We start from the raw sequence: 24542 nt of genomic DNA, 5'->3' as shown, positions 1-24542 counted from the left end.
CCAATTACCCATTACCAATTACCAAGTTAGTGCTGAGTGTAATTAATTAATTATTGACTCAGCACTATTGAAGTTACTTTAAAGCAACTTTCACATTACCAACGGAAACTTCCTGAGTTGCTGCTTCCACAGCTACGGAAGTGGATGCATCGGGTCCTCTTAACCACAGTGCTACAGCAGGTGCAACGCCAAGTAACACACCCAGCAATACAGGGATAGAGAAGCCAGCAGCTAAACTCATGACAGTGGCAAAACCAAAGTTAGCCAAATAAACTACTAAAGGAATATTGAGTTGCGATCGCTCTAATTTGATGGGGTTGTTTCTCCACAACAGCGCCGCTACTGTCATAAACACTGAACCAGTACCCATCCAACCGGCAAAGTTTTGATAAGGCATTCCAAAGAAAGCACCAGGTTGTTGCCAATACCAGAAGGGAAGAGAAGTTTGGCTCATTGCCGGATCAAGTACAAAGTCCCAAGAAGTGAGCAATAAAGCACCGAGAGCGATCGCCCCTACATGACGTAATAAACTGGGTTTTTTATCTACCTCTAAACCTACACGCGCCAACAGGTAAGAAACACATCCCACATAAAACCAGGACAAAGGAATAGTAAAAGGTACTAAACCCGCAATTTTATAACCCAAACCACTCAAATAGCTGTAGTGACCAAAAGGAAAACCTGTGCTAGTTCCCAGTAACTCACTCGTCAAAGAAATGGACACAGAAGGCACTAAAAAACACAAAGCCCTTCCTAAACCCAAATTTCGGTACGCATACAGGAACACACCCACTGCACCTAAAATCATATAGGCAACACCACCACCAGCCATGCTCCATTGCATGACAGTCTGACCAACCTCAGATAAGCTCAAAATTACTTCGGCATTAGGAATAACTAATAATATTCCTACTAATCCAAACACCATAGACACGATATGACCAATCAGGCATACGCGCTCTAAAATAACAAGTTGTCTCATGTTCAGTCCTTAACCTTCCTAAAATATGACATACGGCTACTCGACTGCTAATAGTTTACAAATGTTTAAGATCATAATTTAACTAATTTTTAAGAAAAAATCCGGGAACATTGAAAGTTAATTTGGTTTCATGCTCAAAAAAGTATAAATACCCACAAGTCGGGAGATAGGAAAATTCTTTACCTGTTCTCAGTTCCCAGTCCCCAGTCCCCAGTCACCTTTATGTCAAACTTGCAAAGAATTCCCTGGTTTTCCCTCACACTATTACTTCTAAGTTATAGTACATTAGGCTGGGTGATATCAGAAACCAAACCCACTTTGTTTATGTGGTTAATAGTTGTATTTGGTATCTTGGTATTACTAGCCAGCTTGACAACTCCCTGGTCTAAAATGGTACAGTATTACAGTATATTGTCCAAATCTAATATCAGGAATTTTGGTATCACCGTTTTAGCAGCTTTTCTATTCTTTTTAATGCTGGCTTGGTTTCGTATATTTCTTGATCTTTTACTTATCCTCTCAGCGACTATCTTAGCCAAGATAGACTTTCAGTCGGCTGATTTCAAAGAAGGTCTATGTTTTTGGCTGACATCTATATTTGCACTCTCTGGTTTAGGCGCAGGTGCTTTATTACACAGGTTTATTTTAATTTAGGAGTCAGGAGTCAGGAGTTATTAATTTTGGATTTTGGATTTTGGATTTTGGATTGTTTTTGTTATCTCGAATCTAAAATCTAAAATCTAAAATCTAAAATTTTTCTCTCCTGTTCCCTGTTCCCTAAGACTTAACTTGCTACCGCTTCAGCAGCGACTGCGGGATAAACGCTGACTTTTTTGCGGCTTTTGCCTTTTCTTTCAAAGGTAACAACGCCATCAACTAAGGCAAATAAAGTATCATCACTGCCAATACCGACATTGTTACCAGGGTGAAACTTAGTACCGCGCTGACGGACAAGAATATTTCCTGCAAGCACAGTTTGACCACCAAAACGCTTTACACCCAGACGTTGAGCATTAGAGTCACGACCGTTGCGTGTACTACCTGTTCCTTTCTTATGAGCCATGATTTCCTCTTCTCTTTAATTTATCTACTTCTGTTTATTATTCAGCAGCAGCTTCTTCAGCAGGTGTGCTATCTACCAGATTAGGAGATTCTGGGGTAGTTGGTGCTTCTGCGTGCGCCAAAACTTCACCATTGAGGTTGATGGAGTTAATCAAAAGTCTGGTAATTTCCTGGCGATGTCCCCGTTTTTTGCGGGTTTTCTTCTTGGGTTTCATTTTATAAACCAGGACTTTACGACCTCTCAAGTGTCGCATTACAGTCCCCTCTACAGTCGCACCTGCTACTCGTGGCTGTCCGATAGAGACTCCGCCCTCGTGCTGCACCAGTAATACTGCGTCTATGGTAACTTTTTCATCTGGTTCGGCACTCAGCAGTTCAATGTCGTAAAAACGACCTGCTTCGACTTTTACTTGTTTGCCACCAGTTTCAATAATTGCGTAGGTCATGAAATTGTCCTTGAAGTTGCCGTACAGGTAGCTGGCTTTCATCTCTTGTAGAGACTTGATTTATAGCTCTTGCCAGCTTTTGCAGTGTGTCTACCTGATCCGAGCAGGAATAAGACAGACAATCTAGTATATTATCTCATTCGATGCCATTAAGTCAAGCTTTAGTCTGAATATAAATTTGTTAGGAAAATTTAACCTGATTGCTGGAATATTGATATCTGGGTGTGTAGCTAGTTCAGAAACAGACAGGAAAAATTTACCCATCGAGGCAATAGCCAGAGTTGCTAGGATTTTTGTGATCTACAGATATAATACGATTTAGCATTTAATAAATTCAGATGAAACTAAAATTATAGTTAAGACATTGAGATAGTAAATTATTAAAATTAGATTTCAACCAATCAGCAAGTAATTTTATAAGTAATTATGCAAAGAATCGAAGTTGAACAAAGAACGATTTTTATTGGTTTAGCAGGTAGTCACGGGTATGGTTTAAATCGCCCTGATTCTGATTATGATTATCGGGGTGTATTTATTGCACCTAAACGTTACTATTTGGGTTTTGATAGTATAGAACAAAAAGATAGTGGTTGGGATGAACCAGGAATATTTCCGTTTATTGATGGTAATCAAGATACAGTTATTTATGAATTAAGGAAAGTATTACATTTATTAGCAGGTGCAAATCCCAATGTTTTAGAATTACTATGGTTGCCCACCTATCCTATTTTAACAGATGTGGGACAACATTTAATTAACCATAGAAAAATATTTTTGAGTAAAAAAGTTAAGCATACCTATTCTGGTTATGCTTTCGCACAAATCAAAAAAATGGAAACTCATCGCAAATGGTTATTAAATCCACCTGCGAAAAAACCCATCCCCTCAGATTTTGGGATTGAAGATAAAGCACCATTGAGCAAAGATGAACTCAATGCTTTTTTAGAATATCTTTATTTATTAATTCGTGGTAAGATTGAATTTTTAGAAGAATCAGATCAATTATATAAATTGCTGACAGCAGATATTGATTTTAAAGGAATATTAAAACAATATGCTTTAAATGATGAAACTTTGGCATATACTCAAAATTTAACTCATGGACGTAAAGATTTTATTCGCTTATTGCAAAAAAGTCAAAGTTACCAAATTGCGTTAAGAGAATGGAAAGCTTATATATCCTGGCAGCAAAATAGAAATCCTGCTAGAGCAGAAATGGAAAGAAATTCAGGTTATGATTTAAAACACGGAATGCACTGTATTAGATTACTGCGTAGTGGTTTAGAAATTTTACAGAGAGGAGAAGTAATTGTCGATAGAAAAATGGCGGGGGATGTTGATGATTTAAAAGCTATTCTTAGAGGTGAATATACTTATGAAGAATTGATGAAAATGGCTGAAGATTTAGTTGCTCAAATGGATATTTTTTATCAACAATCAAATTTACCACATAAACCTGATTTAGAGCAAATTAATAATCTGTGTATGGAATTAGTAGAAATGCAAGGATGGGAATAAAGGGAGTGATCAGTTATCAGTAGTCAACTAAAACTACTTGACAGTTGGATTTTTTGGCTTTTATAAGTTATGCAAATGAAGTTATGCAAATAATTTAAAAAGCAGTTTGTAATTATTTTCGTTGATTCAGTAGCCTAGTGTAATGCTGACAATTTGAATTAAAATATAGAATTGTTAAATCTGTAAATAATCAGCAATGAAAGGATCATTTTTTAGTCGTAACACCAGATTAATCAGCCAAAAAATTATAGCATCCTGGGATTCATTTAATCATTGGTTTTTCACAACTCCAGAAAGAGCTATACTAGAAGCTTATGAAGCTGCTCAAGCTATTCAAAAGATAGAAATAGAGCAATTTGGCGGTAAAAAAATTTCTCCCGAATCAGGTAATTATAGTGAAAACGTGATGGCTTTTTGGCGAGGAGATTTAAATAGAAATTTGGCTATTATCAAAGTGAGACTAGCAGAATTTAAATTAGGTTTTACCTTGGCTGATACTGCCGATTCAAACTTATTAGAAAAGCTCAATTTTATTGATGAAATCATCTCTAAGTATAGCACACAAGATGAAGCAAGTACAGCAGCATTAAGCATTAATGTTGAAAATGTTACCAATCAGGCAGATTCAGAAGAAGCTGAGATTTTTAAAGAAAAAGAACCATCTGCAACTCAAAAGAAAGGTGTATTTCCCCGTTCAATTGGTAGAACATTTAATAAAATTGCCAAGGATTTTACACCAACAGCAGAAGAAGAGTTTGTTAAAAATTATCGAACTTCTAGAACGAGAACAAGAAGAGCAGTGAGATTTTTATTACTGCTAATTATTATACCACTTTTAACGCAACATTTTTCTAAACAATTATTATTAAAACCGATATTACAGCATTTTCAGAGTGAAAATACACCGACAATTTTTTTGAATTTAGAAATGGAGGAAAAAGCACTGAATGAATTAAAGAGTTTTGAGAGAAAATTGCAATTTGAAAGACTACTACGTCAAGCACCAGAACTTTCACCAGAAGAAATTAAAGCTGAAGTAAAAAACAAAGCCATAGAAATATCAGAAGAGTTTCGCTATCAGAGTAGTAGTGCTATCAGTAATATATTTGCTGATGTGATATCACTAATTTCTTTTGCGATGGTTATTGCTTTGAGCAAAAAAGATATTGTTTTTATTCAGTCACTTCTAGATAAAATAGTCTACGGTTTAAGTGACAGTGCTAAGGCGTTTTTAATTATTTTAATTACAGATATATTCGTTGGTTTTCACTCTCCACATGGTTGGGAGATTCTTTTAGAAGGTGTTGCTCAACATTTAGGTTTACCAGCAAGTAGAAACGCCATATTTTTGTTTATTGCTACATTTCCAGTCATATTAAATACTATATTTAAATACTGGATCTTCCGTTATTTGAGTCGCTTGTCTCCTTCCGCATTAGCTACATTAAAAGAAATGGATGAATAATATCATGTTTGTGTAGTTCCTAAATTTATTGATGGGTATACCCCACACTCCGCACCCTTCCTATTTAGATAGGGTTTGCTGAGAAAGTCTTTTCGTTTAAGCAGGAGGCAGGAGGAAATTTGAAAATTTCTTTTCCATCTCTCGAACTCGACAAACGTGCAAGGTTTTTGAGGCACAAGACGGTATATCTTTGCACCTACTTTCCTGTTTATCCGCCTCCAACCTTTGATTTATCTGGGTTTTGCATTTTTTCAGCAAGCCCTAGATAGATGAGTCATTTCAAATAACTTTTGGGCATTTTTGCCTAAGAAACCATCAAATAACTGATGCTTTCCCGGTGCTACTTCTACAGGATAACGTTGGGCTATTTCATAATAGGCATAAGTCCAAGGTATATTAATTTCTGCATCGGTTTTATCATCTATAGCTGTTACAAATTCTGTCACTGCTTGGGTTGCTGTTTGTCGCAAACCACAACTAATATCACCCTCTATTTCTGCTTTCATAGGTACACCTAAATTAGCTAAACCTGCAGCAGTACTATCTATATCTGGATATTTTGATGTTTGCTGATGGTTGACATATCCTGTAAAGTGGTTAACGGCGTAACCATGCAAAAGCACCCAAGCACCATATTGTGTTACCTTATTTACTTTTTCTATCACAGAACAAAAGGGAGGTTTCCAAGGACGGGTAAAGATTTGTGATAGTTGGTTAAGTTCTAACTCATTAAACTCATTAAATTGAGGAAATGAGGAAGAATTAGTAACAGTTTGCTGAATAATTTCCCGGATATTATCAGGTAATTTGTCAACTATCAATTCACTAATAAATAACTTGGGTAAATCTAATTCTTCTTGTTGAGGATGAGAATAATGACGGGCATAAAGATGAGTTTTGGCAAAATCATATTCACCAGAAACTACATAACCTAAACTAGCAAATATTTGCCCTAAATAATCAATTCCTAAATTAATTTTACCTGCTTGACTATCAACAGCTAAACGCAAAGACCGAAAAGCAATATGGTCATTAGCAATATTGCCTCCTGCATTTATAATCATTTGCTGATAAATACGAGCATAACTGACCCTATTAATATAATCTTGCCAAAGTAATGAAAAAAGATGAGAAATAAATTCAGATGTCATAGTTATCCTTTGCGTCTTTGCGTGAGCTTTCTATTAGAAAAAACTTAAAACCTTAGCAAGAATTTCCAAAGCAGTTTGAATTTGGTTATTATCTATAACTATACACAAAAATGGTGTTTTGTCAATAAAATTTAGATGCGTTTCCCCTGCCCCTGGAATAGGTTTTACTACAATTGCTGCTATCTCTTAGGGTGGTAAGATAGACGTAAATAATTGTTTTTCTCAATAATCTAAACTGGCATGAGTATCGTAGGGAATATGACTAACCTGGTTATGCTGTTATTAAGCGGGGTATTCGTGGTAAACTCAGACTGACAGGGATACTAGTCATATAGGAGTCCTATAGTTTTGTAATATGCTTTTAATATTACCGATGATTTAACGGGAAAACATGATTATTTACAGTAACATTTGTTGCTATTTACGTTAAATTTGCTCATTAAATTTACTCATTGACAGGCAAATAAGAAAGTAGATTAGTAATTTTGTCAAGATCCCAAAAATTTTTCATGAATACATAAAAAGATTTAGTGCATAAACTCCAGTTTTCTGCTAATAATTGAGGTTAATAATTGCTTTGTTTTTGAAAAAAAAGTGATTATTCATACAGTTGAATGTTAATATTCAGCATTAACTCTAGGATAAAAATCAATTTAGAAGTGTAGTTCCCGACTTAGACTTATGAATCTCTTATTCAATCGTAAATTCCAACTTTTAGCAGGTATTGTTGCTTTTTTTCTGGTCATTTCCACTCATCAATATCTATATGCACAGTCAGAAACTCAGCAACTAATATCACAACAACCAACTACACAAAATCAACCTAATAAACAAGATAAATCTATATTTTATTCTGTCATTGATGAATGGCAAAAATATAAATATAGTGTTAATGGTCAACACATTTTAAAACCTGTGAAATTACCAACAGCTAAGGTGAATTTCAATCAAAATGATTTATTAACTGTTCTCATTAATACGAGAAAATATTTTCAAACTTACAAAGAGCAAGATCCAAATATTTCCCGCAATGGACTGTTATTAAGTCAAGGAGTTACAGTTGAAGAAGTGATCAAAACATTGGATTTTATGATTACTGTTTTAGAGGAGGATATTAGCAAGAATCGCCCGACTCGGTTACAAGATCCTAATTTTATCAATGCTAATTTTCGTGTGATTAAATGGTCAGCTTATAATCCCGAAAAACCCGGACAAAAACAACTGAGAATTACCAAATATGCTGTTTTCACTCATACTGGTTCTCATACCAAAACAGCTAAATATAATATCCCAATTTATAGCTTAAAAGACGATTTAGCTGGTGATAAATTCTACACCAAATATACAAAACAAGATGTTTTGTCGGGGATTTATGAACCAGGTGGTAAAGAATTTGGTAAAGTCAAACCTTTGGCATATCTCACCCGTGAAGGTTTAGAAGAAGCATTAATGCAGGGAACAATTTTGATTAATTTTACAGATGGAACAAAGGCATTTTTTAATGTAGACAGAAACAATGGAATTTCTTATGTTAGAGGATTAAAAGCCACAGCACAAAAGCGTTATTGGTATTTTCGACAAGTTGATGCAATTAAAGGTTATGGATATAAGATTGATGCGAAAATTTCCATTAAACCTGGTGTAACTTTTGCGGGAGATGTGCTAAACATTGGCTTGGGAAGAGTTATTATGATGGAGTATAATCAAGGTGGAAGTAAGCGCCTACAAATGGGGGTAATAGCAGATACAGGTGGCGCATTTTTACCCAATTTACATCAATTAGATTACCTGGCAGGTATTTTTAAAAATCAGGCAGAATTTAGGCGGTATATCCGCAAATTACCAGAATATGCTACTGCATATATTTTGGTAAAGAAGTGAAAAAAAGTTGTTAGCATTCAGCCATAAGTAGTCAAAAAGAGACACAAAAAACTGAAATAATGGACAATTAACAATTGTCAATTATCAATTGATAATTACCTCTCCAGTTAAAGCAAAAGGATTGAAAAAGCGGAATATTTTGCTTTTTTAACCTTGAAAGGGGAGGTTTTAAACTTTGAATAAAACAATTATCAATTGATATCGCTATGGCAGTGCTAAAACCCTAAAAAATATATGTAGTTTTTCTTGCTAATTTTTAATATTTATTGTATAATTATAACAGTTAATATACTCAAAGTTACTGGCTAATAAATCAAAAAAATGAAAGAAACTGAAAGAAATTTTATGTATCAATTTTTAAAACCTGTTGCATTAAATTTGTTAGCACTGACTATTGTTTTGATATTGCAACCAGATGTAGTTTTTGCACAGGAAAATGTGAATATATCTGCTGTCAATCCCCAAGCTATTTTAAAAGATGCTTTACAATGGATTGATAGTCTTGGTACAGTGGGAGCAATAGCTTTTATTGCTATCTATATTATGGCGACTGTTGCTTTTTTACCAGGTTCGATTTTAACTTTAGGTGCGGGTGTTTTATTTGATGTTTTTTGGGGTTCGGTTTATGTATTTATCGGTGCTACTTTAGGTGCAACAGCAGCATTTTTGATAGGGCGTTATTTAGCGAGAAATTGGGTAATTAAAAAAATTGCAGATAATAAAAAATTTGCTGCTATTGATAAAGCTGTAGGGAGAGAAGGTTTAAAAATAGTGTTGTTAACGCGACTTTCTCCGATATTTCCTTTCAATTTATTAAACTATGCTTTTGGAGTTACTGCTGTTTCTCTTAAAGATTATTTTCTTGGTTGTGTGGGGATGATTCCTGGTACAATTATGTATGTTTATATTGGTTCTTTGGCTGGTAATTTGGCTTTAATTGGTACGGAAAATCAACCTACTAATTCTACTCTCACATGGATGATTAGAATTGTGGGTTTTATTGCCACTGTTGCTGTGACAATTTATGTGACTAAAATAGCTAAGAAAGCTTTAGAAATAATTGATAATTGATAATTTTTTCAAAAATGTTAAATACACAACTGACAAAATTTTTTGAAGGCTATATGTATTGTAAATACAACACCGGATTAAATTAAAACGACAATCACAAGATAATTTATACTACATTTTTAGAGGCACTATTAATGTCTAATTTAGAATTTGAAAGAATTACAGTTTTACCAATGGATGAATATAATCAAAGATTGGTAGCTAATGTACATCCAGAAAATTGGGTAAATCCCCAACCTGCGGAATGTTATGATTTAGTAGTAATTGGTGCGGGTACTGCGGGTTTGGTGGTTGCTGCGGGTGCTGCGGGTTTAGGTTTGGGTTTAAAAGTAGCATTAATTGAAAAACATCTCATGGGTGGAGATTGTTTAAATGTCGGTTGTGTACCATCTAAATCTTTAATTCGTTCTTCCCGTGTCGTTGGTGAAATTAGCAAAGCTAAAAATTTAGGTGTGAATATTTCCCAAAATTATGATGTTGATTTTGCCACAGTTATGGCTAGATTACGTAAAATTAGAGCAGGTATTAGTCATCATGATTCAGCAGCAAGATTTAAAAATTTAGGAGTTGATGTTTTTTTAGGAAGTGGTAAATTTGCTAGTAATAATACTATAGCAGTTGATGGACAAATTCTCAAGTTTAAAAAAGCGGTAATTGCCACAGGTGCAAGAGCAGTGAAACCAGAAATTACAGGTATTGAAGAGGCAGGTTTTTTAACTAATGAAAATGTATTTTCTCTGATTCAAAAACCTGATAAATTAGCGGTAATTGGTGGCGGTCCTATTGGTTGTGAATTGGCGCAAGCTTTCCGGCGTTTGGGTTGTGAAGTGACGTTATTTCATAAAGGTTCGCATATTTTAAATAAAGAAGATCGGGAAGCAGCGGAAATTTTACAAAAAGTTTTTAGTGATGAAGGAATTAGATTAGTTTTAAATTGTCAGTTAGAAGAAGTGGTGACAGTAACGGAAGGCAAACGGCTGTATTTTTCAGCTAATGGAAATCGAGATTCTGTAACTGTTAATGAAATTTTAGTAGGTGCAGGAAGAGCGCCAAATGTGGAAGGTTTGAATTTGGAAGCGGTGGGTGTAGAGTATGACAAAAAGCATGGTGTGAAAATAAATGATTATCTACAAACTACCAACCCTAATATTTATGCAGCAGGTGATATATGTATGAATTGGAAATTTACTCATGCGGCAGATGCTGCTGCTAGAATAGTTATTAAAAATACGCTTTTTTCACCTTTTGGTTTAGGACGTTCTCAACTCAGTAAATTAGTAATACCTTGGGTGACATATACCGATCCAGAAATTGCCCATGTGGGAATGTATGCAGAAGCAGCGGAAAAAATGGGTTTAGAAGTGGCGACAATTAAAATTGATTTTAATCATGTAGATCGAGCAATAACTGATAGTGAAGAATTGGGATTTTTAAAGATTTACCACAAAAAAGGAACTGATGAAATTATCGGTGCAACCATTGTTGCGAGTCATGCAGGAGAAATGATTTCAGAACTTACCACCGCTATTGTGAATAAAATTGGTTTAAGTAAATTAAGTAATGTAATTCATCCTTACCCCACTCAAGCGGAAGCAATTAAAAAAGCAGCAGACGCTTATCGTCGTACACTACTAACACCCAGAACTAAAAGACTTTTGAAATTTTTAACTAAGTTTTCTTGATAGGTAGAAATTTAATCAGGAGCGTCTATTTTTTTCCTGTTATTAAAATTATTCTGACTCCTGACTCAAGAGGGCAACCACAGGGAGTTGCCCCTACTTTTTTAAAGTTCTGATTCTGTTTCAGGAGCAATAATTTCACCAGTACCCATTCTTAAAATCATATCCTGGTCAGTAATCAGTTCATTCAATTCTTTAACTTTTAAATTCATCAGTTCACAAGCTATGCGTAATTCCTCAGCAAATGTTTTAATATCATCAGCATATCCACATTGATAAGCAGCAATTTTAATGCCTTGTTTAGCATTTGCTCTAGCACAATCTACTAATTCTGTACCATGCAATTGTGTTGGCGATACCATAGATTTAGTTATTATTGATTATACAATTTTCCCTAGATAGATTATCAATTTTTGTATTTTAAATCATCCCTCTAATGGCAGAATATAAAGAATATAGATCCCCAACTTCTCCAAGAAGTCGGGGATCTAGGGATGAGTGATTCAACAATTGACAATTAACAATTACCTCTCCTTCCTTCCCAGGAAATGAAAAAAGAGATAATTTTAAAACCGGCAATGAAAAAATTATCAATTATCAATTGATAAAAATCAGCCGTTGACTATTTCTCCACCATTAGGATGTAAAACTTGACCAGACATATAGGAAGAGTCATCAGAAGCTAAAAAGACAAAACTTGGTGCTACTTCTTCTGGTTGTCCTGCTCTTTTCATTTCCGATTCTAAACCTGGTGCTTCTTGTGTTTGTGGCGGTTGTAATGTCTTTTCTGCCGGCATAATTTACTCCTAATTTAAACATTTAAAACTTCTGCAAAAATGGACAATGCTCAATTGTCAATTATCAATTGTTAATTATCAATTACTAAAAATAAACCTTGGATGGAAATTATCGATCCAAGGTTTACTTTTTGCTTACGCTCCCACTAGTCTTTGGCAATTTCCGACTTTTATACCCCGGATATTTGCAAACTAATATTTGCAAAATGCGCTCATTTATGGCAAATGAGCGCGGATTTTTAAGCTTCCTCCTCACATCTCACACGCTCTTAATCCAACCACTGAAAACAAGTACACAACTCTCTGTTGATGCAGGATTTATCCTTTACATCTGCTCTTAATTTAACTATTATTTCCTGGTTGTTTATCGTTCCCAAGAAATAAAGAAAATGTTAATTTTATCAACCCTAAGATGTAGTTAGAATTAATTGTAAATTATGGATTTTGCCTGATGATGAATATGGGTGATTTCACAGATTTGATACCTTATCAGTAGATTTAAAAACTCATTGGTGACAATATTTAAACTGAACATAACTCAAATAACCATTGCAAATTATTTACTCAATTAACAAAAAGATACATACACAATCATCATCTCATGTCTTCCTTGGGATATACCTGAGATAGAAAGACTGAAGAGAGATATATTTTGGTACAAATGTGGGGTATCGGTTATGGTAAAAATGAATATTTCCGAGCTAGAGCAGATTGATAAGTTTCGTAACTTACAGTTAACTTTGCGCGATCGCTGGAAAACAAGCGAGTTATTTGACAACAGCGAAGCAGATATTTTAATTGTTCCTTCTTTGAGTATTGATCAACGGGAACTGCAAAAAATTGAAGGGTGTGAACATTATGAAGAAAGATTACTATTTTCTTTGATGCGGTTAAGAAATCCCCGCACTAGGTTAATTTATGTAACCTCCATGCCACTGCATCCCAGCATTATTGATTACTATTTACAACTACTACCCGGAATCCCATTTTCCCATGCTCGTCATCGTTTATTACTACTTTCTACCTATGATTCTTCCCTGAAACCCCTCAGTCAAAAGATTTTAGAACGTCCCCGCTTATTAGAAAGAATTCGTCAAGCTTTGCGGTTAGATAAAGCCTTTATGGCTTGTTACAATTCCACCTTTTGGGAAGCAGAATTATCACTCAAATTGAATGTACCTCTCTATGCTGCTGCACCAGATTTACAGATTTGGGGGACAAAAAGTGGTAGTCGGCAAATTTTTGCTCAAAGCGGTGTACCCCATCCCGATGGTAGCAAATTAGTTAAAAATGCTGGCGATTTAGCAACAGCAGCGGCTGATTTATGGGAGCGTCAACCAACATTAAAACGGATGGTTGTGAAACTAAATGAGGGTATTTCTGGGGAAGGAAACGCACTGTTGGATCTCCGTCCATTGCTAGATGTTGCACCAGGGAAAAGTTCCCACAGTGAAAGAGTAGAAAAAATCAGCAATAACTTTCCAAATCTGCGCTTTCAAGCTACAAAAGAAACCTGGACTAATTTTTCTCAACGTATCCCAGAATTAGGCGCAATAGTAGAATCATTTATTGAAGGTGAAATCAAATTTTCTCCCAGTGTTCAAGGACGTATTACGCCCGATGGACAGGTAGAAATTCTCTCCACCCATGACCAAATTCTCGGAGGTCCAGACGGACAAATTTATCTTGGTTGTCGCTTTCCTGCGGATGAAAATTATAGATTAGAATTACAGAATTTAGGCTTGCAAGTTGGTAAAAAACTAGCAGAAAAAGGTACATTAGAAAGATTTGGTGTTGATTTTATTACCGTTGACCAAGGTAATGGTAAATGGGACATTCAAGCTATTGAAATTAACCTCCGCAAAGGTGGAACTACTCACCCTTTTATGACCTTGAAATTATTAACTAATGGACGCTATGACTTGTCCACAGGTTTATTTTATAGCCAACAAGGAAAAGCTAAATATTACGTCGCTACAGACAATTTACAAAAAGACCGCTATCGGGGATTATTACCTAATGATTTAATGGACATTATCGCCCATCACCGATTACATTTTGATAGCGGAACTGAAACCGGGACAGTATTTCATCTCATGGGTTGTCTTTCTCAGTTTGGTAAATTGGGATTAACAAGTATTGGTGATTCTCCTCAACAAGCAGAAGACATTTATAACAAAGTCGTCCAAGTTCTTGATCAAGAAACCAGTGACGAACATAATAATTATACACTGTTTTCTGATTATGCTTTTCCCATTGCTGGTGATACTTCTGGTTATTAATGAAGGCAGGAAGTAAGAAACTTTTGGGCAACTTTACTTTTTATTACATACTTCTGTTTTTTCACACCGTTCTACTTAGGGTTTGCTATTTTTGCAGGACTTTCCAACAAAATTACAGGAATTGTACTAGCTTCTAAAACGGCTTGTGAGGCTGAACCAATTAACACTTGTTCCCAAGGTTGATGACCACGTTTCCCCATCACAATCGCCGTTACATGATACTCTTGGGCAATGCGAATAATCTCTTCGGGAACAGTTCCCGTTGTGGTTAAAAACTCATATTTAATATCCGATAGCAACCTTTTAGATCGTGTTTCTAATTGTTTGATAACTTGTTCTGTGGAAAGATTAGCTATATGTAAAACGATGACTTCCCCATTACTGCGACGAGCTAAATCTGCTACCTTTGTTAAAACCGCTATTGATAAATCAGAGGTATCTATGGCTGCGAGTAACAGGGTATGATTAGTAATTGTGACTTTTGTGGGGTCAACTTCTCCCCTAGTTAATAATTGAGGAGCAAAAGCCATAGTTGCCCAAGCACCTAGAGGTGCAGTGATTAAAATAGAAAGGGCTGCAAGAGCTAAAATTATCTCTCCTCCTTCTATCCCTTGAGCTAAAGGAATCGCCCCAATAGCCGCTTGTACAGTAGCTTTGGCAGAATTTCCTGGTAGTAAAAACAGTCTTTCTCGCCAATTCCAATTACTACCTAAAGTTGATAAATACCAACCTATCATCCGACCGATAAATAAACCAATTGCTAAAATTAAAATACCAGGTAAAAGTATTTTTCCTAATACTTGTAGTGGAATAGTTGCACCCAACAAAACAAACAGGAATATCTCAGCTACTACCCATAAACTATCAAAACCACCCCGCAAACGTCGCGCTAAAGGTGCATCTAATTCTATTAAGAAAAATCCTAACGCCATCGTCGCCAAATAACCAGAAAAGTAAGGTAAAATGTGTGCAACAATTACCAAAAATAAAGCTAACCCAGCCGCAATTATAGTATCTTGGACGGCGTTTTGAGTCCAGTTTTGTCGAGTTAATAAGGAAACTAACAACCTTGCTGCTAAGTAACCCAAAACGATTCCCAAGCATATCTGCATAATAATTTGCAATGGGAGTAATTGCAGAGAATTTAAAGTTAAACCTCCAAACAAGGTAATTTGTTCAACTCCTCCCTTACCTAGAAAACTCAATAATAAACTGAAGACTAATAAAAGCAGGACATCAGATAAAGCACTACCAGTTAAAATGGCATCAGGAATACCTTTAGTTACACCCCAACCTAAACTTTTTAATCTCAGCATTCCCGGAACTATCACAGCGGGAGACTCAGCAGCAATGACACAACCTAAAAGTAAACCAGTGGGAAAGTCTAACTTAAAAATTACCATAGAGGCGAGGGAGATTGCGATCGCTTCCGTAGTCGCAGGTAAAAAACCCAAACGCAGCGCCACCGTACCCTGTTGCGCCAGTTTTTCCCTATCTAACCCTAGTCCAGCCTTCATTAAAATAATCATCACTGCCACAGTTCTCAACTCATCGGCAGCATTTAACACATCTGCACTAATGACATTTCCTACTTTAGAACCCAGTATAATTCCCACCAAAATCATCCCAATTAAAGGCGGAGCGCCTAACCGACGGGCAATTTGACCGCTAAAAAAGCCTATTAATAAAATCCAAATGATACTTAATAACATTCCTAACTCCTAGAAGTGCAATTTGTAGACAGATACTTTCTACAGGGGAGTTAGGTTTTCATAATGGCCTACCCTCCCGCAGTCAGTGGGAAAAGTAGGAACTATCAGCCTTTCAAAAGGCGGTTTTGGCGAGTTCCATCGCCGTTAATAATTTTTGTTTAATTAGAGCATATCACAATTTAGGTAAATGAACAAACTTTACTAATCACTAATCTGGAATGAAATTATAAAAATATAAATATAAGCAATTTAATCCAAGATTTGATAGATAGTTAGCACTATTTCTAAAAAGAACATACTTGTTAAGGAGATATAACATGATAACATTGTGTAACAAAAAAATAAAGAATTATTCCTGTGGTGTATTCTGTATGCAAAGTTTTCTAAAAATTACCTAGTCAATTATGAAATTTAACCTTAAATTTTTCCTAGCATTTTTCCTGACTGTAGTTTTAATAGCTTGTACACAAACCATCAATTCTAACCCAAAAGTTACTCAATCTATCTCACCCAATGTAACATTAAATGTTTCTGCGGCTTCTGATCTCAAATATGCCTTTGAGGAAATTGGTAAAACCTTTGAAAAAGAATCAGGAAACAAAATAGTATTTAATTTTGGTTCTACAGGTCAGTTAGCTAAACAAATAGAAAATGGAGCGCCTATAGATATATTTGCAGCAGCTAATAAAGCATTTATTGAAGAACTAGATAAAAAAGGTTTAATTATTACCGATACAAAACAAATTTATGGAATTGGGCGCATTACTTTATGGACTCGTGAAGACGCAAAAATAAAGATTCAGGATATTCAAGATTTAATGAAGCCAGAAGTCAAAAAAATAGCTATTGCTAATCCTGATCATGCACCTTATGGACTTGCTGCAAAAGAAGCATTACAATCGGCGGGTTTATGGGAAAAAGTAAAACCCAAGCTAGTATTAGCGCAAAATATAAGTCAAGCCCAACAATATGGAGAAACTGGGAATGTTGATGTAACTATTTCGGCTTTATCGCTGAGTATTAATAAGCCAGGAAACTGGGTTTTAATTCCTGAAGATTTACATAAACCCCTTGAGCAGATGTTAGCTGTCATTAAAGATAGTAAACATGAATTGCAGTCTCGTAATTTTGCAAATTTTATTAACAGTTCACAATCTAGGAATATCATGAAAAAATATGGTTTTATTTTACCAGGGGAGACCCATATCAAATAAAAACATAATTGTAGATGCAAATGATTTATCATTACCAGCGTAAAACCCGTACTTCCCTGATAGGTTTTCATCACTGTACCTCAAGGTTGAACTCGATACAATCAAAACATAGCTAAACTAATGCTGTTATCTACTCATTAAACAAAATCATGCAGCATTAACAGGAGAGTGCAAAATGGGAAATCAATTCAAAACTGCTGCTTTATTAGCCGCCCTAAGTGGCTTATTAATTGCCATTAGTTATTGGGTAATTGGTGGTACTAGCGGTTTAATTATCGGTATTGGATTAGCAGCAGTTACAAACTTATTTTCTTGGTATCAATCTGATAAAATTGCCTTAGCAGTTTATAAAGCCCAACCTGTAAGCGAAGCCCAAGCACCAGGACTTTATCGCATGGTAGAAAGACTGTCAGCCCGTGCTAATATTCCCATGCCAGGAGTTTACATTGTTCCTGGACAAACTGCCAATGCTTTCGCTACAGGAAGAGATCCAGAACACGCTGCTGTTGCTGTTACTGAAGGTATTTTAAATATATTACCAGAGGAAGAATTAGAAGGCGTAATTGCTCACGAACTCACCCACGTTATTAATCGTGATACCCTCACTCAAGCCGTTGCTGCTACTGTCGCAGGTGCGATTTCTTTCCTAGCACAAATGTTAAGTTATAGCCTGTGGTTTGGTGGTGGTTCAAGAGATAATCAAAGAGGTGGAAATCCTTTGGGAGTGCTAGTAACAGTGATGCTTGCACCTATAGCCGCGACAGTTATTCAATTAGCAATTTCCCGCACCAGAGAATTTTCTGCTGATGCTGGTGCTGCCAAATTAACAGGTAATCCCCGCGCTTTAGCTAGGGCTTTGCAAAGGTTAGAAGCTACTGCAAAACAAATGCCTTTAAATGCTAATCCAGCCTTTGAACCATTATTAATTATTAATCCCATTTCTGGGCAATTCTTAGGTAATTTGTTTTCTAGTCATCCTGCAACAGAAGCCCGTGTAGAAGCATTGCTGAAAATAGAAAGAGAGTTGGCAGGTAGTTATTAGATTATATCCCTGACTTCTTGAAGAAGTCGGGGATGTGAGATTGTAATGATTAATTCTATTTTTGGTTGAATTTTATTAAATTTTGATTTTTCTACACTACAAGTCAATATTTTTCAACTAAATTAAAACAAGAGTTCACTTTCCCCAGATGATTATGAACAATCAATTGTATGAACAAGATTTTAATCTTTGGCGAGAAACCATCATTCAACAAATTAAAAAACACAATTTTAATGATATTGATTGGGAACATTTGCTTGTAGAATTAGAAGATATGGGTAAATCAGAAAAACGGTCATTTTTGAGTAATTTAACAATTTTAATTGCTCACTTACTCAAATTAACTGTTCAAGCTGATGCTCCTGAAATGATGAAAGGAAGTTGGTACAGTTCTGTTACGGAACATCGGTTTCGAGTTACAAAAGTTTTAGCAGAAAATCCTTCTTTTAAAAATTATCTGTATGAAGTTATTTTTATAGCTTATACCGATGCTCGCAAACTGGCAATTAAAGAAAGCAAAAATGCTAAATTAGGAGTGAGAAAACCCGATGAATCAGAATATCCTCTTGATCTTCCTTTTACGTTAGAACAGTTATTAAATGAAGATTTTTATGGGGATATAGCAAGTGACATATAAAAGTCTGTAACTTGGTTGTAAAATGCTTAATCGTTTGATGCAAAAGATAGGGGTTTAGCACTGCTAAACCCCTACCAATCCTAATTTCTACCTTCTTACACTAATAATTATTGGCATAACTAGCAACTTTCCTATCAACCAAAACAAGATTATCTACAGCATATTTCACAACCAATGACTCTTGTGTTGCATGACAAGAACTTTTTAAAACTCGCGTTTTCACTGCATCTTTAACAAGTTTAGCCTGGTAAGTGTAGAGAGAACTAGCGGGATTCTCATAAGTTAGCTCTGCTAACATTGTATTATTATCCATGCTTTGCTCTAAAATTTTACCTGCTACTTTATTATTAAACCAATTCCATCCTTGACTAAAAATTATTTCTCTTTCCAAAACCTGTAATACCGGGGGCAAAATTCCCCAACCACGATAGACTTTATTTAAAAATTGAATATCACCAGTACGAGTTAAAATTGATCTGAAAGATTCTTGATCCAGTACACCATAATATCTTGCTTCTGGTAAATCTATAGCTGTCGGTGCAAAACGATGTCCGCCAAAATGGCTGGATCTCCAAATTCTTACATGATCAAATTGCAATTGGGCAATAGTATTTTTAGCATGAAAATAAAAAGGGTTGCCATATCTCGCACAACATTGATCATGGCTACCATGTGTACAAATTAAAATATCTCTGGTGAAATTATTTTCTACCTGATAATCAGGATTTCCACCGGATAACCATTTCCGCACAACTCCCGCTACTTGTTCAATATTTGGTAATTTAAATTCTTGTTTGCGGTAGCCATGACTTAAACCTTCTTGTTTTTGATAAATCAATAATGTAGTTTCTTTTACTCTATGTGAATCATCATTGGCAATTAACAAAAATCTAATTGGTAATTTACTACGCTGCACCTCAGAAACTAAAACCCGCAAATTATCAGGAACCCATTTAGAAGTAAATGCTTCTGACATCCAAGGAGTAGGACATTCTACTAAAATATAAGTTTGGTAGTTGGTTGCACTACCAATTATTTCTTCTCCTATTTGTCTTGAGTAGTCTGAGCAAAAAAACTTATTCATATCATTTTTTCCCAAGAATTTGTTGTATGGACAAAGATAAATAAACAGTAAAATTGTGTCTCTAGCTACTACTTTCAGTGTTTTTTGATGTTCATAGATTTAGCAATTTAAGACATCTTGCCACTTTATAAGCTTCTGGTTTTTTCCAGTCTTTCCGGTTAATAAATCCTTTCTTTACAAAACTCAGCATCTATTGACTTAGTTTTGCTTAAATTACTTTAAGCTTAGTTTTATAGGTTTTTATCAATAGATTGTTTATCTATATCTAAAAGTTTACTGTCCATAAGTAGGATTGCATCAATTAATGCTGTCATAATAATAAAAATTCTCAACAAACAACCAAAAATATAAAAAAGCAAGTTATGGCAACGGGTATGGTAAAAATGCGCGTGTCATCACCCCAAAGGTAGAATTTAAGGAAGTTATGGCAGTTTTCATCTGTTGTTTCTCCCGTGGTGCTGTACTTGCTGTTCATCAAAAACAAAGATGCTGAAAGCCTTGTGATGCTTGATTTTTGAGTTTATGTATCAAGAGTAACAGAATTTAAATAAAAAAGCAAGTAATTGCTCACATCTTTATTTTTTGCTAATTTTTCTCATTATATCTAGCTTACATCCAGCGAATCATGATTTAATATAATAATCATTAAATTTTTCATTAGATTTTTCAATCACATAAATAACCAAGAGGTTATATTAAAAAATAAGTAGGTGGGCATTAAAATTTATCGTTGTGGCAAGGAAAAAGGCAAGATACCAAAATTACCTGGTGTAATTCGTTTTGTACTAGATATTCATTTGGGTAAATTAGCCACATCTTTAAGATTGTTGGGTTTTGATACGGTATATTTTCAATAATGGACAATTAACAATGAACAATTGACAATGACCTCTCCCTGAAAGGAAGAGGATTGAAAAAGTGGATTTTTTTTGGTTTTTTCCCCTTGAAAAGGGAGGTTTTAAACATTGAATGAAACAATTATCAATTGTCAATTGTCAATTATCAATTGATAAATGAATTTCATCGTTGTGAAAATTGCGCCCAAATTTATTGGAAAGGGTCACACTATACACGATTGCAAAACTTTATTAATGAGATAATGATGAATAGTCATAGTTAATCGGTAATGAGTCAAACTGTTTTTCTATCACCAATTACCAATTACCACTTATCAATTATCAATTATGGCATTAATATTAGCTCTTGATTTTGGTGGAACTAAACTAGCAGCAGCGACAGTAGAAGCAGGTTCTAGAGAATGGTTGCGTCATGAAAATAAACTTTCACCTGCCAATGCGGATGCTTTAAGTGATATAGAAATTATGCGATCGCTCATTGATTATGTATTAGATCAACGTAAGCCAGATGCCATTGGTGTTAGCTTTGGTGGACCAGTAGATGCAGACACAGGTATGGTGAGACTTTCCCATCATGTACCTGGTTGGGAAAACATTCCCCTCAAACTCTTGCTAGAAGAAGAATATCACGCCCCAGTCAGCATAGATAATGATGCTAACGTAGCTGCAATTGGTGAACATCGCTTTGGTGCAGGTCAAGGATACGACAGCTTATTTTACATTACCATTAGTACAGGAGTAGGCGGAGGTTGGATACTCAACAATAAACCCTGGCAAGGTGCGGGAGGAATGGCCGGAGAAATTGGCCATATAGTAGTAGATCCCGCAGGTCCAGTGTGCTTATGTGGAAAACGGGGATGTGTAGAACGTTTCGCATCTGGTCCTTATATTGCCCAAAATGCCAAAGAACTCTTGGAAAAACAACCTCCTAATTCTGGGGGAGGTACAAGAGGTGATATACTTAGACAGTTAGTAGGTAATGATTTAAACTTAATTACCGGGCAAATAGTCAGTGTAGCCGCATCAAATGGAGATGAACTAGCAAAAGCGGTATTATACAAAGCAGCTTGGGCGTTGGGAGTGGGTATTGGTAATGTTGCTAACTTAATGAACCCACAGAGGTTTGTATTAGGTGGTGGAGTGACAAAAGCGGGGGATAGTTTTTGGGCGACTGTACGCAAAATAGCCCAGGAAACCGCATTACCAGAGGTGAATTTTGAAGTTGTGCGGGCGGTTTTGGGAGATGATGCGCCATTGTGGGGGGCGGTGGCTTTGGGTTTGGATGTGATGAAGTAATTATTTTGTGAAGTAATTATTTTCAGAATTTTTTAGGCGATCGCCTATTATTTACCTGTTATTTAAATTTGAGATTTTGAATTATTTACGCCAAAATTCACAATTTCAAATCTCAAATTCAGTCAGATCAATCACAAGCTATACTAAAATTTAATCCCTTATTTATGTTTCCTATGGTTGTAAGTGCTTCCACCACCAATATTACCTGGGAACTCCTACCCGAAGACTTCATTTTAGAAGATGAACCAGTGGATAATGTTAACCAACCCAGTCTAGCCGCAGCATTAACCGAAAGTTTAGAACTCGCTGGTAAACTGCCAGAAACAGCTTTAGCTACAACTAATTATGGCATCTGTGCCACCGTAAATGGCAAATTTGTCATTAAAGCCCCTGACTGGGCTTACGTGCCGCAAATTACCGTACCTAGAGAGCAAATTCAACGCAGTTACACCCCCCATAAACAGGGACAAATTCCTACAGTGGTCATGGAATTTCTTTCCGATACAGAAGGAAGTGAATATTCCAGTAAACGCACCTATCCCCCTGGAAAATGGTTTTTTTATGAACAAGTTTTACAAGTTCCTAACTACATCATTTTTCAACCAGAAACCGGAGAATTAGAAGTACATAATTTGCAAGAAACTGGATCTTATAAATTACGTTCCCTTGATGATAATAACCGTTATTGGTTAGCAGAAATGGAACTATTTATAGGTGTATGGCAAGGAAAGCGCGAAAACCGTCAAGGTTACTGGTTACGCTGGTGGGATCAAGATGGTAATTTGTTACTTTGGGGTTCTGAGTTAGTGCAACAAGAACGACTTGCTAAAGAACAAGAACGACTTGCTAAAGAAGCCGCCTTAAAACGCCTTGAAGAATTAGAAAAACGTCTGCGAGATGCTGGCATTTCTGATTAAATTTGTTTTAAATGTGTTCACATTGTTCACATAAATTAACCATAAATTCAAAAATATTAAATCCCCGACTGCTGCCAAAAGTAGGGGATTTTTTATAGCAGGTGACAGGTGACAGGTGACAGTGTTAAAAACCTTAGAGTGTTTAAGTTTTATTTTTCGTTAATGTCCTAATCGTGGGAGCATCCCAATGAAAGAAAAAATAACCGCAGCAACACTAAAAAATCTCTTAAACTCTCTTTCCTTTGTGTCCTTTGCGCCCTTTGCGGTTCAATCATATCATACCCTTGGGGCATATTATTATTTCCATAGATAAAAATGAATTTACACATTTGGGATGTTCCCCTAATCGCCTTGTCTACGGCTATATTTTTTAATCAATCATTAACACCTTTATAAATCAAACAGCTAATTTAGATACAGAAGATCATCTAATGAGATATTATGCTACTTTGTGGTTAGGAAAACAACCATGCTCCTCATTATTTAAGTTTTTCTGCCATCTTTGATTTCTTAATAATTATTTAGTTGTAAAAGTAGACAATGATTTTCAAAATTGAATCAGAATTTTAACTTTTAGATTTAACAGAAGTTGGTAAGTGCAGATATACCAACTAACGTTAGAAATCAAAGTTATTGCGTAAATCCTGAAAACATCATTTTTACAACTTCAACAGGATCCCCATGACTATTCCTCTACTAAAATACGCTCCATCCAGCCAAAACCAAAGAGTTAAAAGTTTTGAAATTCCTGGAGAAGAATATCCAAGAATTTACACCACAGAAGGAACACCTGACACCGCAGAAATTGATCAGTTAATTTGGGCTGCTTATCGTCAAATATTCAACGAACAACAAATTTTAGTTAGCAACCGTCAATTAGCTCTAGAATCCCAATTAAAACACAAAAGTATTACTGTTCGGGATTTTATTAGAGGATTGTTATTATCGGAAACATTCCGCTTACGTAACTACAACGCGAATAACAATTATAGATTCGTGGAAATGTGTATACAACGAGTTTTGGGCAGGAATGTTTACAGTAAACAAGAAACAATGGCCTGGTCTATTGTGATTGGGACTAAGGGTTTACAAGGATTCATTGATGCACTGCTAAATAGTGAGGAGTATCAAAGTAATTTTGGTGATAATACAGTTCCCTATCAACGTCGAAGAATTATTGCACAACATAGTATAGGAGAGTTACCTTTTAGCCAATTTCCTCGTTATGATCAATACCATCGTCAACAACTAGAGGACTTTGGATATTTCCAAGCTAAAGCACCTGTAGGACATTGGTGGAAGCAGCACAAACCTCCTTACAATCCAGTTTCGTTATTGATGTCATCACCTCTTTTTTTCATAGAACATCTCGTCTTTTTTGCATTCATAGTTTATGTAATTCTCTCCTATTATGGTGTGATTAGCTTGTAATATTACCTGTCATTAAAG

At 35.5% G+C, this 24542-nt stretch carries 22 protein-coding genes, 1 pseudogene and 1 riboswitch; of the genes and pseudogenes, 15 read left to right on the top strand and 8 right to left on the bottom strand.

Annotated elements, in window-relative coordinates; translation table 11 throughout:
- Positions 1-73 precede the first annotated feature (73 nt).
- The gene (gene cruF / locus IQ237_RS09525) at positions 74-982 is read right to left on the bottom strand and encodes a gamma-carotene 1'-hydroxylase CruF (protein ID WP_194054449.1); all 909 of its coding nucleotides are present in this window, start codon (positions 980-982) and stop codon (positions 74-76) included.
- A 222-nt stretch (positions 983-1204) separates the two neighbouring features.
- Between cruF and IQ237_RS09520 the strand changes: the two genes are divergently transcribed.
- On the top strand, positions 1205-1636 hold the full coding sequence (locus IQ237_RS09520; protein WP_194054447.1) for a hypothetical protein: 432 nt from the start codon (positions 1205-1207) through the stop codon (positions 1634-1636).
- Positions 1637-1766: 130 nt separating this feature from the next.
- On the opposite strand, the gene rpmA is transcribed toward IQ237_RS09520, so the two are convergent.
- Together rpmA and rplU are read right to left on the bottom strand one after the other, a co-directional pair.
- A complete protein-coding gene (gene rpmA, locus IQ237_RS09515; RefSeq protein WP_194054445.1) occupies positions 1767-2045 on the bottom strand; it encodes a 50S ribosomal protein L27 in 279 nt (92 codons plus the stop codon).
- 37 nt (positions 2046-2082) lie between these two features.
- Positions 2083-2490 (bottom strand): 50S ribosomal protein L21, encoded by a 408-nt coding sequence (rplU, locus tag IQ237_RS09510; protein WP_096566575.1) that lies wholly within the window; start codon positions 2488-2490, stop codon positions 2083-2085.
- A 426-nt stretch (positions 2491-2916) separates the two neighbouring features.
- On the opposite strand from rplU, the gene IQ237_RS09505 reads away from it, so the two are divergent.
- Together IQ237_RS09505 and IQ237_RS09500 are read left to right on the top strand one after the other, a co-directional pair.
- Entirely contained in the window at positions 2917-4008 is a 1092-nt protein-coding gene (locus tag IQ237_RS09505) for a DNA polymerase beta superfamily protein (protein WP_194054443.1), read from the top strand.
- Positions 4009-4204: 196 nt separating this feature from the next.
- A complete protein-coding gene (locus IQ237_RS09500) occupies positions 4205-5473 on the top strand; it encodes a proton extrusion protein PcxA (RefSeq protein WP_194054441.1) in 1269 nt (422 codons plus the stop codon).
- 251 nt (positions 5474-5724) lie between these two features.
- Here the strand turns inward: IQ237_RS09500 and IQ237_RS09495 are convergent, their stop codons facing one another.
- Positions 5725-6624 (bottom strand): DUF1338 domain-containing protein, encoded by a 900-nt coding sequence (locus IQ237_RS09495; RefSeq protein WP_194054440.1) that lies wholly within the window; start codon positions 6622-6624, stop codon positions 5725-5727.
- Between the two features lie 681 nt (positions 6625-7305).
- Between IQ237_RS09495 and IQ237_RS09490 the strand changes: the two genes are divergently transcribed.
- From IQ237_RS09490 to IQ237_RS09480, 3 genes are all read left to right on the top strand, one after another.
- Positions 7306-8505, top strand: a complete 1200-nt coding sequence (locus IQ237_RS09490) for a hypothetical protein (protein ID WP_194054439.1) — start codon at positions 7306-7308, stop codon at positions 8503-8505.
- Between the two features lie 345 nt (positions 8506-8850).
- Positions 8851-9576 carry a TVP38/TMEM64 family protein gene (locus IQ237_RS09485; RefSeq protein ID WP_228019933.1) on the top strand — a complete coding sequence of 242 codons (726 nt, stop codon included), beginning with the start codon at positions 8851-8853 and terminating at the stop codon, positions 9574-9576.
- A 134-nt stretch (positions 9577-9710) separates the two neighbouring features.
- On the top strand, positions 9711-11258 hold the full coding sequence (locus IQ237_RS09480) for a mercuric reductase (RefSeq protein WP_194054437.1): 1548 nt from the start codon (positions 9711-9713) through the stop codon (positions 11256-11258).
- A gap of 101 nt (positions 11259-11359) precedes the next feature.
- On the opposite strand, the gene IQ237_RS09475 is transcribed toward IQ237_RS09480, so the two are convergent.
- Together IQ237_RS09475 and IQ237_RS09470 are read right to left on the bottom strand one after the other, a co-directional pair.
- The gene (locus tag IQ237_RS09475) at positions 11360-11617 is read right to left on the bottom strand and encodes a hypothetical protein (RefSeq protein WP_096566562.1); all 258 of its coding nucleotides are present in this window, start codon (positions 11615-11617) and stop codon (positions 11360-11362) included.
- A gap of 249 nt (positions 11618-11866) precedes the next feature.
- Entirely contained in the window at positions 11867-12055 is a 189-nt protein-coding gene (locus IQ237_RS09470; protein WP_309225748.1) for an SDR family oxidoreductase, read from the bottom strand.
- Between the two features lie 674 nt (positions 12056-12729).
- Here IQ237_RS09470 and IQ237_RS09465 point away from each other — a divergent pair.
- The gene (locus IQ237_RS09465) at positions 12730-14334 is read left to right on the top strand and encodes a peptide ligase PGM1-related protein (protein ID WP_194054436.1); all 1605 of its coding nucleotides are present in this window, start codon (positions 12730-12732) and stop codon (positions 14332-14334) included.
- Positions 14335-14405: 71 nt separating this feature from the next.
- Here the strand turns inward: IQ237_RS09465 and IQ237_RS09460 are convergent, their stop codons facing one another.
- Positions 14406-16046, bottom strand: a complete 1641-nt coding sequence (locus IQ237_RS09460) for a sodium:proton antiporter (RefSeq protein WP_194054435.1) — start codon at positions 16044-16046, stop codon at positions 14406-14408.
- Between the two features lie 88 nt (positions 16047-16134).
- Positions 16135-16198, bottom strand: a riboswitch (Fluoride riboswitch).
- Positions 16199-16450: 252 nt separating this feature from the next.
- Between IQ237_RS09460 and modA the strand changes: the two genes are divergently transcribed.
- The 3 genes from modA (at position 16451) to IQ237_RS09445 (ending at position 18939) form a co-directional block, all read left to right on the top strand.
- On the top strand, positions 16451-17260 hold the full coding sequence (modA, locus tag IQ237_RS09455) for a molybdate ABC transporter substrate-binding protein (RefSeq protein WP_194054433.1): 810 nt from the start codon (positions 16451-16453) through the stop codon (positions 17258-17260).
- A 175-nt stretch (positions 17261-17435) separates the two neighbouring features.
- Positions 17436-18302 (top strand): zinc metalloprotease HtpX, encoded by an 867-nt coding sequence (locus IQ237_RS09450; protein WP_194054431.1) that lies wholly within the window; start codon positions 17436-17438, stop codon positions 18300-18302.
- A 154-nt stretch (positions 18303-18456) separates the two neighbouring features.
- Positions 18457-18939: a DUF29 domain-containing protein gene (locus IQ237_RS09445; protein WP_194054429.1), complete on the top strand. Its 483-nt coding sequence runs from the start codon at positions 18457-18459 to the stop codon at positions 18937-18939.
- A 100-nt stretch (positions 18940-19039) separates the two neighbouring features.
- Here the strand turns inward: IQ237_RS09445 and IQ237_RS09440 are convergent, their stop codons facing one another.
- The gene (locus tag IQ237_RS09440) at positions 19040-20023 is read right to left on the bottom strand and encodes a sucrase ferredoxin (protein WP_194054427.1); all 984 of its coding nucleotides are present in this window, start codon (positions 20021-20023) and stop codon (positions 19040-19042) included.
- 755 nt (positions 20024-20778) lie between these two features.
- On the opposite strand from IQ237_RS09440, the pseudogene IQ237_RS09435 reads away from it, so the two are divergent.
- From IQ237_RS09435 to IQ237_RS09415, 5 genes and pseudogenes are all read left to right on the top strand, one after another.
- A pseudogene (locus IQ237_RS09435) lies at positions 20779-20872 on the top strand (Mut7-C RNAse domain-containing protein); the annotation flags it as partial.
- Between the two features lie 136 nt (positions 20873-21008).
- Positions 21009-21143 carry a Mut7-C RNAse domain-containing protein gene (locus IQ237_RS09430; RefSeq protein ID WP_194054425.1) on the top strand — a complete coding sequence of 45 codons (135 nt, stop codon included), beginning with the start codon at positions 21009-21011 and terminating at the stop codon, positions 21141-21143.
- A 64-nt stretch (positions 21144-21207) separates the two neighbouring features.
- On the top strand, positions 21208-22176 hold the full coding sequence (locus IQ237_RS09425; protein ID WP_194054423.1) for an ROK family protein: 969 nt from the start codon (positions 21208-21210) through the stop codon (positions 22174-22176).
- Positions 22177-22349: 173 nt separating this feature from the next.
- Positions 22350-23093 carry a Uma2 family endonuclease gene (locus tag IQ237_RS09420; protein WP_194054551.1) on the top strand — a complete coding sequence of 248 codons (744 nt, stop codon included), beginning with the start codon at positions 22350-22352 and terminating at the stop codon, positions 23091-23093.
- A gap of 681 nt (positions 23094-23774) precedes the next feature.
- The gene (locus IQ237_RS09415) at positions 23775-24524 is read left to right on the top strand and encodes a phycobilisome rod-core linker polypeptide (RefSeq protein WP_194054421.1); all 750 of its coding nucleotides are present in this window, start codon (positions 23775-23777) and stop codon (positions 24522-24524) included.
- The last annotated feature ends 18 nt before the right edge of the window (positions 24525-24542 follow it).

Origin of the sequence: Sphaerospermopsis sp. LEGE 08334, assembly GCF_015207205.1 — a bacterium.
In the GTDB taxonomy this organism is placed as follows: Bacteria; Cyanobacteriota; Cyanobacteriia; order Cyanobacteriales; family Nostocaceae; genus Sphaerospermopsis.
The sequence above is the reverse complement of the archived record's forward strand: the minus strand, read 5'-3'. Positions and strand labels throughout refer to the sequence as shown.

Bases quoted from the DNA above. Each gene is read 5' to 3' on its own strand.
- IQ237_RS09450 (WP_194054431.1), top strand. From the start codon at position 17,436: ATGGGAAATCAATTCAAAACTGCTGCTTTATTAGCCGCCCTAAGTGGC.
- IQ237_RS09495 (WP_194054440.1), bottom strand. From the start codon at position 6,624: ATGACATCTGAATTTATTTCTCATCTTTTTTCATTACTTTGGCAAGAT.
- IQ237_RS09490 (WP_194054439.1), top strand. From the start codon at position 7,306: ATGAATCTCTTATTCAATCGTAAATTCCAACTTTTAGCAGGTATTGTT.
- IQ237_RS09520 (WP_194054447.1), top strand. From the start codon at position 1,205: ATGTCAAACTTGCAAAGAATTCCCTGGTTTTCCCTCACACTATTACTT.
- cruF (WP_194054449.1), bottom strand. From the start codon at position 982: ATGAGACAACTTGTTATTTTAGAGCGCGTATGCCTGATTGGTCATATC.
- rpmA (WP_194054445.1), bottom strand. From the start codon at position 2,045: ATGGCTCATAAGAAAGGAACAGGTAGTACACGCAACGGTCGTGACTCT.
- IQ237_RS09475 (WP_096566562.1), bottom strand. From the start codon at position 11,617: ATGGTATCGCCAACACAATTGCATGGTACAGAATTAGTAGATTGTGCT.
- IQ237_RS09425 (WP_194054423.1), top strand. From the start codon at position 21,208: ATGGCATTAATATTAGCTCTTGATTTTGGTGGAACTAAACTAGCAGCA.
- IQ237_RS09440 (WP_194054427.1), bottom strand. From the start codon at position 20,023: ATGAATAAGTTTTTTTGCTCAGACTACTCAAGACAAATAGGAGAAGAA.
- IQ237_RS09465 (WP_194054436.1), top strand. From the start codon at position 12,730: ATGGTAAAAATGAATATTTCCGAGCTAGAGCAGATTGATAAGTTTCGT.
- IQ237_RS09505 (WP_194054443.1), top strand. From the start codon at position 2,917: ATGCAAAGAATCGAAGTTGAACAAAGAACGATTTTTATTGGTTTAGCA.
- IQ237_RS09485 (WP_228019933.1), top strand. From the start codon at position 8,851: ATGTATCAATTTTTAAAACCTGTTGCATTAAATTTGTTAGCACTGACT.
- IQ237_RS09420 (WP_194054551.1), top strand. From the start codon at position 22,350: ATGGTTGTAAGTGCTTCCACCACCAATATTACCTGGGAACTCCTACCC.
- modA (WP_194054433.1), top strand. From the start codon at position 16,451: ATGAAATTTAACCTTAAATTTTTCCTAGCATTTTTCCTGACTGTAGTT.
- rplU (WP_096566575.1), bottom strand. From the start codon at position 2,490: ATGACCTACGCAATTATTGAAACTGGTGGCAAACAAGTAAAAGTCGAA.
- IQ237_RS09415 (WP_194054421.1), top strand. From the start codon at position 23,775: ATGACTATTCCTCTACTAAAATACGCTCCATCCAGCCAAAACCAAAGA.
- IQ237_RS09445 (WP_194054429.1), top strand. From the start codon at position 18,457: ATGAACAATCAATTGTATGAACAAGATTTTAATCTTTGGCGAGAAACC.
- IQ237_RS09460 (WP_194054435.1), bottom strand. From the start codon at position 16,046: ATGTTATTAAGTATCATTTGGATTTTATTAATAGGCTTTTTTAGCGGT.
- IQ237_RS09480 (WP_194054437.1), top strand. From the start codon at position 9,711: ATGTCTAATTTAGAATTTGAAAGAATTACAGTTTTACCAATGGATGAA.
- IQ237_RS09500 (WP_194054441.1), top strand. From the start codon at position 4,205: ATGAAAGGATCATTTTTTAGTCGTAACACCAGATTAATCAGCCAAAAA.